At 69.5% G+C, this 16,271-nt stretch carries 11 protein-coding genes; 3 read left to right on the top strand and 8 right to left on the bottom strand.

Features of this window, described 5'->3' with window-relative positions:
• The first annotated feature begins 20 nt into the window (after nucleotides 1–20).
• Together J8M50_RS28745 and J8M50_RS28740 are read left to right on the top strand one after the other, a co-directional pair.
• Nucleotides 21–1,535: a hypothetical protein gene (locus J8M50_RS28745; RefSeq protein WP_010354243.1), complete on the top strand. Its 1,515-nt coding sequence runs from the start codon at nucleotides 21–23 to the stop codon at nucleotides 1,533–1,535.
• Between the two features lie 4 nt (nucleotides 1,536–1,539).
• Nucleotides 1,540–2,208, top strand: a complete 669-nt coding sequence (locus J8M50_RS28740; RefSeq protein WP_010354244.1) for a hypothetical protein — start codon at nucleotides 1,540–1,542, stop codon at nucleotides 2,206–2,208.
• 13 nt (nucleotides 2,209–2,221) lie between these two features.
• Here J8M50_RS28740 and J8M50_RS28735 read toward each other — a convergent pair whose 3' ends face one another.
• From J8M50_RS28735 to J8M50_RS28700, 8 genes are all read right to left on the bottom strand, one after another.
• Nucleotides 2,222–3,535: an extracellular solute-binding protein gene (locus J8M50_RS28735; RefSeq protein ID WP_010354245.1), complete on the bottom strand. Its 1,314-nt coding sequence runs from the start codon at nucleotides 3,533–3,535 to the stop codon at nucleotides 2,222–2,224.
• Nucleotides 3,532–6,084 (bottom strand): caspase family protein, encoded by a 2,553-nt coding sequence (locus J8M50_RS28730; RefSeq protein WP_010354246.1) that lies wholly within the window; start codon nucleotides 6,082–6,084, stop codon nucleotides 3,532–3,534. The genes J8M50_RS28735 and J8M50_RS28730 overlap by 4 nt, the downstream gene beginning before the upstream one ends.
• Nucleotides 6,085–6,088: 4 nt before the next feature.
• Complete coding sequence (locus J8M50_RS28725) at nucleotides 6,089–6,424, bottom strand: effector-associated constant component EACC1 (protein ID WP_040836686.1); 336 nt, start codon at nucleotides 6,422–6,424, stop codon at nucleotides 6,089–6,091.
• Between the two features lie 166 nt (nucleotides 6,425–6,590).
• Nucleotides 6,591–7,808: a hypothetical protein gene (locus J8M50_RS28720; RefSeq protein ID WP_223786348.1), complete on the bottom strand. Its 1,218-nt coding sequence runs from the start codon at nucleotides 7,806–7,808 to the stop codon at nucleotides 6,591–6,593.
• A 140-nt stretch (nucleotides 7,809–7,948) separates the two neighbouring features.
• Complete coding sequence (locus J8M50_RS28715) at nucleotides 7,949–12,823, bottom strand: polymorphic toxin-type HINT domain-containing protein (protein WP_010354250.1); 4,875 nt, start codon at nucleotides 12,821–12,823, stop codon at nucleotides 7,949–7,951.
• Between the two features lie 206 nt (nucleotides 12,824–13,029).
• Nucleotides 13,030–13,662, bottom strand: coding sequence for a hypothetical protein (locus J8M50_RS28710; protein ID WP_010354251.1), 633 nt, complete (start codon nucleotides 13,660–13,662; stop codon nucleotides 13,030–13,032).
• 33 nt (nucleotides 13,663–13,695) lie between these two features.
• A complete protein-coding gene (locus J8M50_RS28705) occupies nucleotides 13,696–14,022 on the bottom strand; it encodes a hypothetical protein (RefSeq protein WP_010354252.1) in 327 nt (108 codons plus the stop codon).
• A gap of 74 nt (nucleotides 14,023–14,096) precedes the next feature.
• The gene (locus J8M50_RS28700) at nucleotides 14,097–15,080 is read right to left on the bottom strand and encodes an AraC family transcriptional regulator (RefSeq protein WP_010354253.1); all 984 of its coding nucleotides are present in this window, start codon (nucleotides 15,078–15,080) and stop codon (nucleotides 14,097–14,099) included.
• 108 nt (nucleotides 15,081–15,188) lie between these two features.
• Here J8M50_RS28700 and J8M50_RS28695 point away from each other — a divergent pair, with 108 nt between their 5' ends.
• Nucleotides 15,189–16,241: a saccharopine dehydrogenase family protein gene (locus tag J8M50_RS28695; RefSeq protein ID WP_040836692.1), complete on the top strand. Its 1,053-nt coding sequence runs from the start codon at nucleotides 15,189–15,191 to the stop codon at nucleotides 16,239–16,241.
• Nucleotides 16,242–16,271: the final 30 nt, after the last annotated feature.

The following is a 16,271-nucleotide window of genomic DNA, read 5'->3' as shown; positions in this document are numbered from 1 at the left end:
CGCGCCGAGGAGACCGCTCCATGAACACGCCTGAGACGTACGACGCGCTCGGCTTCGACCCCGCCCCCGGCGACCCCGCCTCGGTGCACCGGCTGGTCACCTCGCTGACCAGCACGGCCAGACAGCTCTACGACGCTCACGCCACCCTGACCCGGCTGGGCAGGACGAACGGCGCCTGGACCGGCGAGGGAGCAGCCGCGTTCGCGAAGACGACCGGTGCCCTCCCGAGGTATCTGGACAACGCCCATGACTCGATGGCCGACGCCGCGCACGCCCTGCGCACCTGGGAGTCACGGCTGACGGAGTTCCAGGGCACGGCCCGGCTCTACGAGGAGGAGGCCGAGGACTCCCGCAGGACTCTGGCCGCGGCGAAGGCCGACCCGGACCTGAAGCTCGCCGGACAGACCTTCCCCACGGGCGAGGAACTCCGCGACGCCCAGCGGCGCCTGGACCACGCGACGAAGCGCGTCACCGAGGCGAGCGCCGAACTCGACGCGGTCGTCGAGAAGGCGCGCCGGCTTCAGCAGGACCACCGGGCCACGGCCCACCAGGCCGCCGAAAAGCTCCGCAAGGCCGCCGAGGCGGCACCCGGCAAGTCCCTGCTCGACAAGCTCAAGGACCTGTTCGAGGACGTGGCCGAGCAGCTCGGCGACCTCGCCGGCGACCTGTGGAAGTGGGTCCAGAAGCACGCCGACACGATCTACCGGATCGGCGACTGGCTCGGCTACGCCAGCGCCGCCTGTGACGTCCTGGCGGTCATCACCTCCGAGACCCTCATCGGCGCCGTGGTCTTCGAGGGCATCGGCATGGTCCTGAACGGCGGCGCCCTCCTCGCCCACGGAGTCGGCTGGGCGGCCGGCGCGAAGAAGGGCAACTGGCTGGACATCGGTCTCGACGTGGCCGGCTTCATCCCGTTCGGCGACCTCGCGCGGGTGGGGAAGGTCGGCAAGGGGATGTTCACCGGCGTCAAGATTCCGATGCGGGTGACGGACTTCGGGGTGAAGGCGGCCGATTCCTGGAAGCGGGCGTCCAACATCATCGAGCACGCCGGAGGAACCGCGAAGCTGGGTGAGGACGCCGAGAAATGGGTGATGCGCAACGTCGGCGCGTTCGGCCGCAAGGCGGACGCGATCCACATCACCGCGGACACGCTGGGAGACCGCCTCAAGGTCGCCGTGGCCAAGGAATTCGGTGACCGCAACCTCTACCGGCCCGGCGCGGGGATCACCGACATGCCGTTCCAGAAGCTCATGCCCCAGCTGATCGAGCACACCCCGCTGGGACGGGTCCCGGCGCTCGCGGACTCCGTCAAGCCGATCGTGGACGACGCCGGCCAGACAGTCGGCCGCTACATCGATCCCCGTTCCTGGACGGCACGCGGCTACGAGGCGGCACTCGGCGCGAAGGACCTCTACAAAGAGGGTGTGCGCCACGCCACCGAGGACGTCCAGTTCGCGTCGGAGCAGATCCACGAGAAGTACGACCAGGCGCGCGCGGTCGTGGGCCGTCTGGCGACCGTCAACCCGTTTGGATAGCCCCATGCACGACGCCTCGTACACGTTCGCGGTCTCCGTGAACAACCCCGTTCCGGTCTCCGGTCCGCCGGCGCCGGGTCTGCCCGCCGACGCCGAGACGGTGGCGGCGATCCGGCTCCGAGCCCCGCAGCGCCCCGAGGACCCCCCGCTGGCCCGGGTCATCGCATCGCGGTCCGCGGAGGCGAAGGGGGCCGTCCCGCTGCCGCTCTGGATCCACGACGGCCCGAGCGGCACCCCCTGGTGCTCGGTCCGCCCGGCCGGCGCGGACACCTACGACGTCCACGCCCCCGACGGCACCCACCTGGCCCGTATCACCCGCCGCCCCGGCCGGGTCCTGCCCTGGCCGCGCCGGGTCCGCTGGTCCGCGCACCTCACGGGCGTACCGGACCCGGTCACGGGCAAGGAGGGCACCTGGTACGCCTGGCTGATCCACACCGGCACCGCCCCCGTGTGGTTCCTCTTCGCGCTCTGCATGATGCTCTACGCCTACGTCGACGGCACGACGGACGACTACACGTTCGGCCGCCCCGTCCGCACCCGCTGGCGCACACCACGCACCGGCCTGGCGCTGGACTACCGGGGCCTGAGCAGGACCTACCACTACACCCCGCACCGGCTGGACCCCCGGGTCGCGTACGCGCTGGCGGTTCTCCAGACGTACGGGCACAAGTGAAGACCCCACGCCCTCAAGGCAGTTCGCGTCGCAACGCCTCATCCAACGCCTTAGCCACCGCCGCCGGATCCGCCCCGCTCGTGAACAGCGGCGCAAGCTCCTCCGTGAACGTCTGCGTGAGCGCCCCGTACAGCGGAGTACGTGGCCGGGGAACCGCCCCGCGCAGCGCCGGCAGCAGGACGTCCCGGCCGAACCGTTCCTGTTCCGGGCTCCAGCGGTCGGGGCTCTCGCCGGTGCTCTCCGAGCCCGAGGTGTCGACGTACGTGCAACGGGTCGTCGCCCGGTACGAGGACTCCCGCGTCGCCGCGAACCCGGCGTACAGCAGGCACCGTTCGCTGTCGGCGTCGGTGAGGAACCTGATCAGGTCGGCGGTCCTCGCGGCCTTCTCCCCGGAGACGGACCGGGTCATCGCGAGGTTCTGGCCGCCTAGCACCGCCTTTCCCGGCAGCTGCGTCACCCCGAGGGCTCCCTTGAAGGTCTGGGACAACGCGGGGTACGCGTAGGGCCAGTTGCGCAGGAACGTGGTCTTCCCCTGCGTGAAGTCGCTGAGCGAATCGGACTCGTTCGAGGTGTACGCACGCGGCAGGACCTCCGCCGTACGGGCACGCAACTCCTCGACGCCTTTGGCCAGTTGGCCCTCGGTGGCCCGGTACCTGCCCTTCCCGTCGGTGATCTCCAGACCCTCCACGGCGGAGGCGAACGCCTCGATCGCGTTGACGGTCCGCCCCTCGTAGGGAGCGAGCTGAGTGGTCCAGCCCGCCTCCCAGCCGGGGATCCGCTTGCCGCGCACGGCGTCGATGTACCGCTGCACCCCGGCCCAGGTGACGACGGGCCCCAGCTCACCCCCGACCTGGTCGCGCCGGTAGTACAGCAGCCCCACATCGCTGTTGAACGGCACGGCGTACCGCTCCCCGCCCCAGAACGACGTCTCGTCCACGGGCCCGACGAGGTCGGCGGGGTCGCGCACGGCGTCGTCCGGCAGCGGCTGCACGAGCTTCGCCGCGGCGAACTCCGGCACCCAGGTGACGTCCAGGTTGACGACGTCGTAGGAGCTGCTCCCGGACTGGAGCGCGCCGAGCAGCTGGCTGCGCTGCTGGTCGGCGGAGCCGGGGAGTTCGACGAGGGCCGCCCGGTAACCGCCGGGCGCCTGGCGCGCGTTCCACGCGTCGATGAGCCGCTGCCGGATGCCGTCCGTGACGTCCCGCCCGCTGGCGACGACGATCCGGTGCTCGTCCGGCCCGGCCACCGGCTGCTCGGGAGACGCGCCGCCGCCGGTGCAGGCGGTGGCCGTCAGCAGCAGAGCCGCGAGCCAGGTGCGCCGCGTCATCCCTCCCCCGTTCCCGTGCGCGCGACCTCGTCCCGCAGGGAGGCCGCCGGATCGTCGCCGGGGTCCAGGCAGCGGCCTTCGGAGGCGGCGGCGACGACCGCATCGGCCCGGCCCTCCTCGCAGCCGCCGGTCGCCAGCGACACCATGGTCACCGGTGTCCCCGCGGTGCGGGCCAGCTCCCGCAGATCCTCCAGGTTCTGCCCGGTCAGCCGGTCGTTGTCCTCGTCGTCGGTGACGTACACGATCTGCCGGGGCCGCTCGCTGTCCACGCCCTGCCGCTTCATGAACTCCAGCGCGTCGCGCAGCGCCCGGTACGGGTCCGCCTGGTCCCCCCGCGCTCCCGCCTCGCGCGCGGCCTCCAGGGCGTGTACGGCGGCGGCGCGCGCGTGCGATCCGAAGCGCAGCAGGTCGGTGTGGGTACGGCCGGTCCTCCCGGCCACCGCCCACACCCCGTACTGGTCCTTCGCGCCGAGCCCGCCCAGCGACTGCTGGATCAGTCCGGGTCCGTTGCTCAGCCCCTGCCACAGGTTGGCCATGGATCCGGAGCTGTCCAGCAGGAACAGCACCTGGCCGGATCCGCCGGCGTTGCGGTACCGCTCCAGCGTCGCGTTCATGGCGGTCGCCTCGGCGGACTTCTGGTCGACGAGGTCGGTCTGGGATCCCCGGGGCGCCGTGCCGAGCAGCGCGTGGCCGGGGTCGGCCGAGCGCAGGCCGTGCCTGCCGAGTTCCGCCTTCCCCTTGTCGCCGGTCAGCCAGTCCCTGAACCTGCGCACCGCCTCGTCGCGCGCCTCGGTGTCCCGGTGGGCGGGGGTCCAGGTCACGCGGACGAACGTGGGGGTCAGGCCCGGTACGTCGTCCGGGTACAGCGCGGTACGCGGTTGCAGCCCGCCCCAGGGGCAGTCGGCTTCGTTGCGCAGCGTGAACTCCGGTACGAGGAGCGCGCTTCGCCGGTCCGGGGAGGCGGCGCACAGCAGGTCGGCGGCGGAGCGGGCGGGGGGTCCGGCGTACGCGACGCGGTGCTCACCGGCGCGGGCGTCGGGCGGCTCCCCGTACAGGCCCATCGTCGCGAACAGCGCCGCGTCCGTGGACTCCGGGTCGGGGCGGCGGACGTCGCTCCCGCCGGTCTCCAGGTCCACGGCCATCGCGGCGAGGGACCGGCCGGTGCGCTGTCCGGGGACGGTGCCGGCGGCGGCGAGGACGACGGGGGAGTACGCGAACGGGCCGTCCTCCGCGTGGAGTTCGGCGGAGTTCTGGTCGTACGGGTCCTGTGCGGCGCGTTCGAGGTCCGCGCGGGTCGCCGGGATCCACACGTCGGGCTGGGGACCGATGTCCCGCTGCGGCTGCGGGTCGCCCTCCCTGCCGGACGGCCGCCACCAATAATTCGTACGCTCCCGTAACCCCGCCACCGCATCGGTGACCCGCGCGCTGTACACCCCGATCCCACTCCTCCTGCACCCGTCCCGGGTGTTCTCCGGCGACTCGGTGTAGGTGTTCGCGGCGGCGGTCAGCACCGGTTCCAGGTCGGGGTCGGTCAGCACCCGCAGCTGGAGCGGCGGCGCGCACCCGGTGTCCTCGTCCCCGACGAGTGCGACGATCCCGGCGACGCCGCCAACGGTCGCGAGGGCGGTGAGCGCCAGGGTGAGGACGAAGCGGCTGCCGTGGTGGAAGAGGGTGCGGAGGGGGTTGGCGCGCCTCGGCCGAGGAAGCTCCGAGGTCGTCGTCGGAGGCAGGAACAGGACGGAGGCGGGAGGTGTCGCGGAAGCGGGTGCGAGTGCGGGTGCGGATGGGCCTTCGGCACCCGCCAGCAACACGTCCTCCCCGGGCTCCCACACCCCCTGCGGCATCTGCACCTCGTCGTGGTGGACGGTACGGACGCCTGCCGCACGCATCCGCTCCTTCAGCCCCTCGTACACCGTGGAGAGCCACAACTCACCCTGTCCGCCGAGGACTTGGACCAGCTCGCGGGTGAAGGGGGTCGCTCTGCGGTGGTCACCGGGGTCGGTGAGCTGGTTGGGTTGCGCGCTCATCAGCAGCAGGATCTGACGGCGGCGCCGGTCGTCGCCGAGGCTGCTGCTCGGCATGTGGGCCGCGTTCCCCGAGTAGCAGCAGTCGAGGATCACCACGACCCGCTCGGCCCGGCTCGCGGCCAGTTCGGCGAGGACGAGTCCGAAGTGGACGGCGCCCGAGAACGCCCGCTCGGCGCCGTGCACGATGCGCGCGTTGCGCATCTGGAGGTACAGCTCGTCGCCTTTCGTGTTCACGATGCCGTGCCCGGCGAAGTAGAACAGCAGCAGCCCTTCGGTCTCCTGCGCGACCTGGTGCAGCGTCTCCGCGAAGTGGTCCTGGTACGGGGAATGCTGCACGACCACTTCACGCCGGCCGAACACTCCGCCGCGCTCCAGGACGTCGCGCAGTCCCTTGCAGTTGTGCAGGACGGCGCCCAACTGTCCGGGTACGCCGCCCGGTTCATCGGGTTGGGTGTGGTCGTACTCGGAGACGCCGACCAGCAGTGCCCGGTTGACCTTCCCCCGAGGGTCGAAGCCGCTCACCGGATTACTCCTGGTCGGGATCCAGCGGTTCCACCGTCGCTTCGGGAGTCGTATCCCCGGTCACGCGCTCACGGTTGGCCCTCCAGGCACGCACCGAGGCGCTGGCGGAGGCGCCGATGGTCGTCAGATTGGCGACGGTGCCGATCACCAGCAGCACCAACTCCGTCTGGGACCCCATGTGTTCGGGCCCCGCACCGGACCGGGACCGCTCCTCGATACGCACCAGCCCGCTGAGCGCCTCTTCCCGCTCCAGCCACGCCTTCAGCGCGTCGACATCGCCCCGACTCCCGTCGTACCGAACCCGCCAGCCCGATACAGGTACCGCTTCCCCCTCAGCCATACCCCTCATCATGGCACCGCTCCCACCACCGGGGGACCCCTTGGACACAACCCCCGAAACCGTCGGGTGTGCGCACCCACACAGCGAACAGCCACCGACCGGGAGTAAGCCGGAAGAACTGGTGAGCGCCGGGACGGAAGGCCTCACTTCCCACACTCACCGCTGCTCATCCGTGATGCACCAGAAGTTCCAACTCGCCGATGTGAAACTCTCCGTAGCCGAATTGCCTTCCAAGTACCTGATAGCGGACGTACTGCTCCGCTCTCAACGGCACAGCCAACACCTGAAGGATTCTGATCAGCAGTCTGTATCCGAGATCAGGATCTACTTGGGTGGCGACCTGCTCCAACGCTTCCACGACGGCCTCGCCCGGAACCTCATGCCAGCCAGGACTCACTACCCGGTTCGCCAGCAGCGGAGTCACGTCACGGATTTCTCGGAGCACAGGGCCGACCAGTTGTTCCTGAACAGGCTGCATGACGAGTGTGTACGACGGAGCGGCCTCTCGTAGGCGTTCGCGACACGCCTCCACGATCGTTTCGAGCCAGTCTCGCGCATCCAAATCCATTCGGTCCAGGTTAAAACCTCGGTCCGATGCGGCCAGCCACAGGACGGTGATCACGCTGGAGGGCAGCGAAGAATCCAGAAAGCGGAGAGCATCTTGGAGCAGAAAGGCCGCAGCCGAGCCGGGGGGATCGGCGGTATCATCATTGGCCGCAGCTCGCTGGACGGTTTCCTCCATTGTTCGGTCGCACCACTCCCCTGAGAACCATGACGCAAGTTCCGAAAATCCGAAGTCGCCGACTCCTTCTCTCCTCTTCGTGTCGATGGGAGGCCATTTCACGTTCAAACCCTCATACACCAATGGACCTGGATACCGAAGCCTGGTGTCGAGTTCCATCAGACGGCCATATTGATCTTTTGAAACCGACACGCCATACACTTTCAAGACCCTCAAGAACAGGCGGAAACCGAGCTCCCCGTCACATTCCCCGACAACCTTTTCCAGAGCCTCGGGAACCGATTCGAGAGACGAGGCCGAGAGACCGTCCCCTGTCAGCGCCCGAGCCAACTCGGGTGCGGAGTGGCGAATTTCCAGCACCACGGCTTCACATAGCTCCAGCTCACCTATTTGTGGTGCCGCAGACTCCGACCGGACCCGGCGAAGCTTGAATGGGTACAGGCTTGAGAGTCGACCGATCCAGTCACGCATATTCACTCCGAAATACGCGGGATCGAAACGTTGACGTGTGGCCGCGACCCATGCTGCGCGCATCACGCTTTCAGGAAGATCGGATTCCAGCAGGCAGTGCAGATCCGCACCGAGCTCGATGGCACCTTCACCATCACAGTCATCGGCCACCTCTGCGGCGAGTTCCAGCACTTGCGCCTCATCAACCCTCGCGACCGAGTCATAGACTCTCTCCGCGAGCGCGGTGAGACCAAAGTCCCTTTCGTAGATTTCACCAAGGCGCTCACGTCTCCGTGCCATTAATTCCTCACATTGTCAACGCAAAAGAAAATCTAGGGCTTTTTGAGCGGGTACGCCGTGTAGACGATGAATCCGCTGTGCCCGCGCTCACCCGGTAGCCTCTTGAGTATCACGCGAACCCCGTTGCCAGCGGCCTCCCAGTTGCCATCGGCGTCGTACACCCTACCCAGAGAGTCATACTCGTCCCACTTCCCCGTTATGGGGAACTCGGTCTTCCCTCTCCACTGTCCGCGCTGGCTGAGAAAATTATCCAGCGCATCAAAGCTGGCTCCCCTGCGCTTACCGTTGGGGAAGAAGTAATGGGAGAGAACCCGGTCGACCGCCTGCTGAGCAATATCCCCGTCGGTCCACACCGCACTGATGGGCTCCAGTCCCCTTCGCTTGTTCTCAAGAGCGAAAGCCTTGGCTTCCTCCGGAGTCACATTCACATGCCGGCTCAGCGTATGGGCCCCGCTCTTCGGGAATTCCAGTTCGTCGGCAAGGTTCGCACAGTTGTGAACCAGCAGGTCATCCGCGTGAGGGCCATCGGTGCGCACGTAGAAGGTGTGCAGACCGTCAACGGTGAGGTCATAGACCTCGCGGGGTTCCAGGTTCGCCAGATCTCGCAGTTCGCTGACGGAGTGGACCGCTCCGTCAGCTGACCGTAGTTGGTCATTCCTGTGCAGCTCCGCCACCCGCACCCAGCCTCGGTCGACGACGAAGACCCGATGCCCCGCTGTACTGGACAACGTGCTTCCGTCGGCGAAGGTGATGTCGATCAGCCGGTCCGTGTCGTGCGCGAAGGTGGCGCTGACCGTCTGCGGCCGCTGTTCGCCGGTCTTGGGATCCTCGGCCAAGACCCGGTCGCCTGTGCGTACTTCACTGATCGCCATGCGGCTGCCGTCCGCCATCAGCACCAAGGTGTGCCCTGGAAAGCTGTTGACCTTGCAGGACGTCGCCAGGTCCTCGAAGAGGTTGACGGTGTTCTCGATCTTGGCCAGTGTCGCTGGATCGACGTCCAGTTTCTTCAGCGCCTTAAACGCGTCGGCGACACCGATGCCGGTCTTGAGCGCGGCGTCCAGCGCGTTGAGCGCCTCGGCGATCTTCGCGAATGCCTTCCCCGGAATGAAGTTGCTCGCGGCCCAGGCGCAGCCGCTCGCGCTGCCGTGCCAGCAGTCGAGGAAGTCCTGGACGAGGACGGCCTTGAGGATCTGGTAGACGACCGTCTGCTGAAGGATGTCGAGCTTGCTGAAGTACTCGGTGACGTCCTTCTTCATGCCGGTGAAGCGTTCGGTCTTGACCAGGATCGTGTCTTCGGACGGACAACCCGAAGCAGTGGCGGGTACGGCAGGGTCGGCGCAGAAGAAGAAGTCGACCGTGGCGCTGAAGGTGACCTCGAAGGTGACGGTGCAGCCACCGAAGCCGATGTCGATGACGCAGTCGTTCTTCTGCCGGGTGTTGGTGATCTCGACGCTGTCTTCGTCGACGACGTAGAACGTGCCGCCGACCCCGGTCCCGGCACCGTTCTTGACCTGCTCGTTGGCCCCCTTGCGCTCAGCGGACTCCGCCGCTTCCTGCGCCTCCTCCGCGTACTTGTCCGCATCCTTCGCAGCCCGCTCGGCCTCGGCAGCAGCCACATCCGCCCGCTCAGCAGCAGCCCGAGCCTCCGCAGCCGCCCGCTCCGCCTCAGCCGCAGCGGCACGCGCAGCCGAAGCATCCAACGCAGCCCGATCAGCAGCAGCCCGAGCCGAGACGGCATACCCCTCAGCCCGCCCAGCAGCAGCATCGGCCGCAGACGCATCCACCGCAGCCTGCCGCTCGTACTGCACCGTCCGAGTCAGCGAAGCGGACGCCGCAGCAGCCGCTTTGGCCGCATCCGCCGAGTACCCGAGCGCCTCCTTCGCGTAGCCCCGAGCCGTCGAGGCATACCCAGCGGCGCCAGCAGCATGGACGTACGCCTGTTTCGCATCCCCCTTGGCCTGCTCAGCCAGATTCTTCGCGGCCGAAGCCTCAGCGGCAGCGTTCCGCGCATGCGCCTCCGCAACAGCCCGCTGCTGCTCGGCGATCGTCTTGGACGCCTGCCCGGTCAGCACCACCAGCGAGGCCGCCGAATCGTTCTCGGCGTACACGGACCCGATCTGGATCGCGTCGTTGGCGGGATCGGCGACGGCAGATGCAGCCGCGCCGGCATCAGCAGCGGCCTGAGCCGTGACGTACGCGAACCCGGCAGCCTTCGCAGAGGCGGCGACCGCCTTGGCGGCCTCCTCGCGCGCCCCGTTCGCCTCTTCCCGAGCCGTACGAGCCAGCCTCTCCGCCGCAGCGGCCTGAGCAACAGCCGCATCGGCCTCCCCAGCCGCATGCCCAGCAGCCTCGATGGCGTCCGCGACCGCGGAGGTCGCCGTCTTCACCGCGGCATCGGCCCGCAGCCGAGCCGCCTGAGCCCCGTCCGCATCCGCACGCGCCCGCCCGGCCGCAGCCTCGGCACGGGTCGCGGCGGCATCGGCGTCAGCAGCGGCACGCCCAGCCGCATCAGCGGCCGTACGAGCCCGGCCCGCCGCCGCTTCCGCGTCCCCGGCGTGCCGGTCGGCCGCATCGGCGGCAGCACGAGCCGCGTCAGCAGCGTCCCCGGCGTCCAGCGACTGCGCGTACGCCTCCTTCGCATCCGCCTTGGCCCGCAGAGCGTCGGCCTTCTGCTCCGCCCCCCACGCGTCGTCCCGCGCATCCCGCGCCTTGTCCCGCGCCTTGACCGCATCGTCCCGACGGGCGGAAGCCGTCGCCTCGGCGGCGGAGGCCCGCTCCCGCGAGGACTGCGCGGCAGCCGCCTCGCCTTGAGCCGTCTCCTTGAGCCGGCTCGCCTCGGCCTGCTTAGCGGCGGCGTTCTTCTGCTCCGCGAGCGCCGTCTTCTCCTCCGCCTCGGCGCCGAGCCGCTTGGCCCGCGCATCGGCAGCGGCGGCCTTGGCGTCCCCCTCGGCCTTCAGGGCGACCGAGAGCTTCGCCTCGGCGGTCTCCTTGTCCTTCTTCGCGTTGTCCCGGTGCATGAGGGCCGCGTCGGAGGCGGCCTTCGCCTGCAACTCGGCGGTACGCGCGGCTTCTCGCCGGAACTCCGCCTTGGACTGCGCGGCCTGCGCCAACGCCCGCTGCGCGACGGTCTCGCTGTCGGCGGCGGCTGCGCGGGTCGCGGCCTCGGCGGTCTCCCCCGCCTTGACCAACGCCGTCAGCGCGGCCACCGCCCCCTTGGTGACCTGCGCCTTCTGCATCCCGACGAGCAGCCCACGGCCGCGCGGCGCACCGGCGGCGTCAGCGATGCCGTACGCGGTCTGAAGGGCCGTGTCCGACGCAGTGGCCGCCTTGCGCGCGCCGTCCAACTGCGCCTTCAGGAGAGGGAGTTGCTTCTTCGCCGTCGCCTGCGCATCGGCGACGACCTTCTTCGCCTTGTCGAACTCCGCCTTCTTCGGGTACAGCGGGGAGCCCGAACCCTGGTGGCCGGACGGCTTGATGAGGAAGTTCTGGGCGGCCGGGACGGGGGTCTTGCAGTCCGCCAGCCGCGCGTCCGTGCCCTTCGTGAAGTTCGCCAGGTCCAGGCACTTGCCCGTGGTCGCGCTCTTCAGCGGCGCAGCGGCGCGCGGATTGCCTTGCCAGGACTGCCCGTTGGTCTTGTAGCACTCGGTGATCTGGATCTTCGTACCGTTCGTGCCGATGTCCAGGCACCGCTGCGAGACGACGCTGCGCAGATGCAGGTCTCCCCCGCCGCCTTCGAGCGTCCACTGCTGAGCCGCGCTGCCGTTGCACGTATAGATCTGTACGGGGGTGCCGTCGGTCTTGCCGCTGCCCGCGACGTCGAGGCAGTTGCCCTTCGCGCCGGGCACCTCGACCGTCACGGCGCTGTCGCCGATCCACCCCACGCCCCCGGCGGACCAGTAGTCCTGCCAGCGGGTCGCGTAGTCGGCGAGCCACGACTGCCCGACCAACTGCCCCAGCGTGTACGTGCCTTCCTGCAACGCCTTCGTGGCGGTCGCGGAGGCGGCGAGGATCTGCTGACGCGGCGCGGCCTGCGCGGCGATCTCCCGCTGCCACTCGGCGGACGCCTGCGCGACCTCCTTGCCGAGGACCCGGTTCGGGTCGATGGGCGCGTGCCAACTGCACGACGCGAAACGGGACTTGAGGTCCTCGACGGCGATACGGAACTCCGGGGTGTCCGGGGTCGTACCGGTACGCGGGAAGCCGCCCGCCGACAGGAAGATCCGCGCGTCGTCCGCGAACACCCTCGGCACGAACAGGACGTTGGGCTTGATCTCCCCGGAGTTCTTCTGCCACAGCTTCCACGCCTCGCGCTCGGCGGGCGTGCCGGCGGAGGTGTACTGCGGGTCGCCGACCGCGAGCGCGGCCGTCTTCGTCGCCCTGTCGGCGGTGGGGGACGGCTCGTAGAAGGGCGAGAACAGGTCGATGGACTTCGAGTACGACTGCCACAGCCACGGTACGAGGCCGGTCCGCTCGAAGATCCCCCAAGCGCCGTCCCGCTGCGAGTAGAAACTCAGCGAGGAGACCGCGCCGTTCCAGGCGAGTTCCTGGTCCTGGGCCTTCTTCCCCCACTGGTCGCTGCTCGCGGCGTCCGCGTTGTACGCCTGATGCAGCGGAGTACTCGTGTCGAAGAGATCCCGGTCGAGCTTCTGATGCAGCTGATCGTCCGGCAACGTCAGAGCGCCCTGCGCGAGCGCGAAAAGATTCGCTCCCCCCTTGCGCAGAGCGTCGACGGCCACGCACTGGTCCGCGCGCACCTGCTCCGCGGCCTTGCTGTCGAACCCGTCGTACGAGTCACCCGCGCCGGTGACGCGCTGCTCGGCCGCTTGACTCGGCGGGACGGCGAGGCCGCACAGGACGGCCAGAGCGGCGATGGATGTGATGGCAGACGTGAGCGATCTGCGTCGCAAAAAATATCCCCCCATAGGACATGTGCATGCCACACGAGAGGGTGGTCGGCCCCCTCGAACAGACGTGCGGCGCTCACGATAGCCACGGGGGGACGGGCCAGGGCAAGGGATTACTCGCCCTCACGCCCGGAGACCACGGAGAATGTGGAGAAACCGAAAAGACTCCGCCACAACTTGGCCAGAACCGTCCGCGCAGCCCTAGGCGTTCACCCGTCTTTGCCGAGAGCCGCCCTCAGGTGGGGGATGAGGTCGGCGGCCATGACCTCCGTCCAGGCCGTGCCCGGGGGCCGCGCGACCGAGTAGTGCCCTTCGCGCTCCTCGAACACCAGGATCTGACGGCTCAGCCAGTTCATCGGGTCCACCCGCAGGCGTACGGCGCCGTGCGTGATCGTCGGGAACATGTTCCGCAGCACGTCGTCCGCGTGGAGGAGGCGCAGAAGGTCCCCGGGTTCGGAGCCCAGAAGGTTGGTCCACTGAGCGGCGGTCGGCTCCCCCCGGTCGAGCGCGCCGGCGAATTCGTCCAGCTCCAGGAACGCGAACTCCCCGGCCAGCACGTCGAACGGCACGCCGTCCCGCCACGCGGCGATCACGTCGACGAGGAGCCCGAGATCGTCCGTGGCCCCGATCCCCCACGAGAAGCCGGGGATGTGGACGCGCACCCGGAAGAGACGCTCCTCGTCGGACAGATCGACCGACACGTACCCCCTGGTCGTCGGGACCGTGACGTAGTCGATGGCCCAATCCGGCACCCCGACATCACGCCCCCGCCGCCGCGCAACCTCCCGCACAGCGGCCCCGAGCCCACCGGAAGCAACCACGTCCGGGTACAAGTCGCTCATGCCCTCTCCCTCACCTTCCATCCTCTGGTCGTCCTACAGATGGTCGAGAGGTTCGGCGGCGTACGTTCCGTCGCCCAGCGGGGCATCGGTCAACTCGAAGCGTTGAGGCAGGCCGTCGACCCGGCGGGTGACGATGCTGCCGGGGGCCCGGGTCGTCTCGTAGTACAGGGGAGTGCCGTCGGCACCGGCGGTTCCAAGCAGACGGAAGCGCCGCAGCACGCGGGGCGGTGCCGGGGTGGTCCGGCGACGCCGGTAGAGCTCGACTGCGCCGACTAGAACGCTGACGGCCAGGCCGACTACGGTCGGGATGAGGAACTTGTCGAAGAGCACGATCAGGAACTTGTAGAAGAGCGCGGACACGGCGGCATCACTCCTGCGAGACGGATAGAACCCGCCGCTACGACGGGCCGCGCCGAAGATGCGACAGGCAGGGGTTAGCCGCGCAACCCCCGTTCATCCGGTGCTCCGTCCAGACGTGGTGGCGTTCCTGAGCCGACCGCTTCCCGCGCGGAGCCGCCCCCGTGGCGCCGATAGCGGCCCGGCGAAGTACCGTAGGCCCGCTTGAACGCTTTGCCGAACGCGAACTCCGAGACATAGCCCACCTGTTCCGCCACGCGCTGGACGGGCCGATCGTCGCCGCGCAGCAGCCCCGCAGCGGTCGTCATCCGCCACCAGGTCAGATACCCCAGCGGCGGGCTCCCGACGAGCGCGGTGAAGCGGCGGGCGAACGGCGAGCGGGACAGGCCCGCGACGGCGGCCAGCGACTGCACGGTCCAGGCGCGGCCGGGGTCTTGGTGGATGGCGCGCAGGGCAGCGGCGATCGCGGGGTCGTGCAGCGCGGCGGCCCACCCCTCCGACGGCCGGCCGCCCAGATTCTGCTCGTCGTGCCAGGCGCGCAGCGTGTACAGCAGCAGCGTGTCCAGGAGCGCCGGGACGACGGCCCCGCTGCCCTCGCGGGGACGGTCCAGCTCGGCGCCCAAGAGGTCGATGACGGCGCGCAGTTCGGGATGGGCTCCCACCCGGGAGGACAGGTGCACCACCTCGGGGAGTTCGGCGAGCAGCGGGTGCCGTCGGTCCTGGTCGAGCAGATAGGCGCCGCACAGCAGGATGGTGTCCGCCGGGATGCCGTCAGGGGACGGGGGCAGGGAACCGGGGGCGGCGGCCTCGCGCAGCGGCGTCGCGGGGTCGTCGGCGAGTGCGTGACTGGTGCCGTGCGGAAGCAGCGCGATGTCGCCGACGCCGAGCCGGACGGGTTCCGCACGATGCGGCAACACCCAGCAGGAGCCTTGCAGCACGACGTGGAACCCGGCACCCGCGAAGGGGGCGAAGCGGACACCCCAGGGAGCGTCCCAGCGGGTCCGGGAGGAGTGGGGCCGCCCGGTACGCATGGCGGTGACGGCATCGCTCAGCACGTCCATGCCCCGACCCTAGCGTCCTCCGGTAGGACTTGGCACAGGACGATCAGGCATGAATCAGGGACGGCTGGGCATTCAGAGTCCCGGCGCATCGCTCCTAGCGTGGCGGTCATGAAAAAGATCGCGGTGTACGGAGCAAGCGGCTTCACGGGACGACTGGTGGTAGCGGAACTGGCGCGCCGGGGTGCCCCGGTCGTCCTGGTGGGCCGCGACGAGAACCGGCTACGAATGGCTGCCGAGGGCGTACCCCGCACGGAGGTACGGCACGCCGGGGTCGAAGATCCCTCAGCGCTGGCGGCGGCGTTCGCCGACTGTGCCGCAGTGGTCAACTGCGTAGCGCCGTTCGAGCTGTTCGGCGAACCGGTGGTACGAGCCGCCATCGCCTCCGGCTGCCACTACGTCGACACCAACGGCGAACAGTCGTACCTGAAGCGGATCTTCGACACGTACGGCGACCCGGCCCGGCAGGCAGGGATCTGCGTGGTCCCCGCGCTCGCGGACGACGGCGGCCCGGGCGACCTGATCGCCCACCTCACCGCCGAGGCCCTCCACGCCGACCTGGCGGAACTGACGATCGCGGATCTACGGCGCCCGGGCGCGGTCTCGCGCGGCACCGCTCGTACGGCCCTGGCCAACCGGAAGTTGTGGAGCGGCGGCCCCGGACTGGTGTGGACGGACGGCGCCTGGCGCGACGGCGCCGAGCACACGCCCGGTGACCGCGCGACGGTGCCGGTTCCCGAGGGCGAGGAGGGGGACATCAAGGTGGCACCGTTCGCGCTGCCGGGCGTGATCACCGTGCCACGGCATGTCCGGGCGGGCCGGATCGACGCGGTGATGCGCGAGGAGGTGGTGCCACTGTTCGGGGCGGTCACGGAGGAGTTGGTCGCAAGCTTGCCCGAGGGCCCGGACCCGGCGGCGCGGCGCGCGTCGCGCTGGCTGATGGCCGCGTACGCCGTGGGCCGGGACGGAAGCCACGCACAGGGCTCGGTGACGGGTGTGGACGGCTACGGCATGACGGCGGTGATCGCGGTGGAAGGGGCACTGCGCCTGGTGGCGGACGCACCACCGGCCGGAGTACTGGCACCGTCACAGGCATTCGAACCGGCGGACTTCCTGAGGGCGTTGGAGCCGCACGGCGTGCGATGGAGCGTGGACGTCGACTGAGCCGAAAGCACTCCCGCGCCGAACAGCCCC

Origin of the sequence: Streptomyces acidiscabies, from assembly GCF_020010905.1 — a bacterium.
GTDB lineage: Bacteria > Actinomycetota > Actinomycetes > Streptomycetales > Streptomycetaceae > Streptomyces > Streptomyces acidiscabies.
This window is presented reverse-complemented; position numbering and strand designations above follow the sequence as displayed.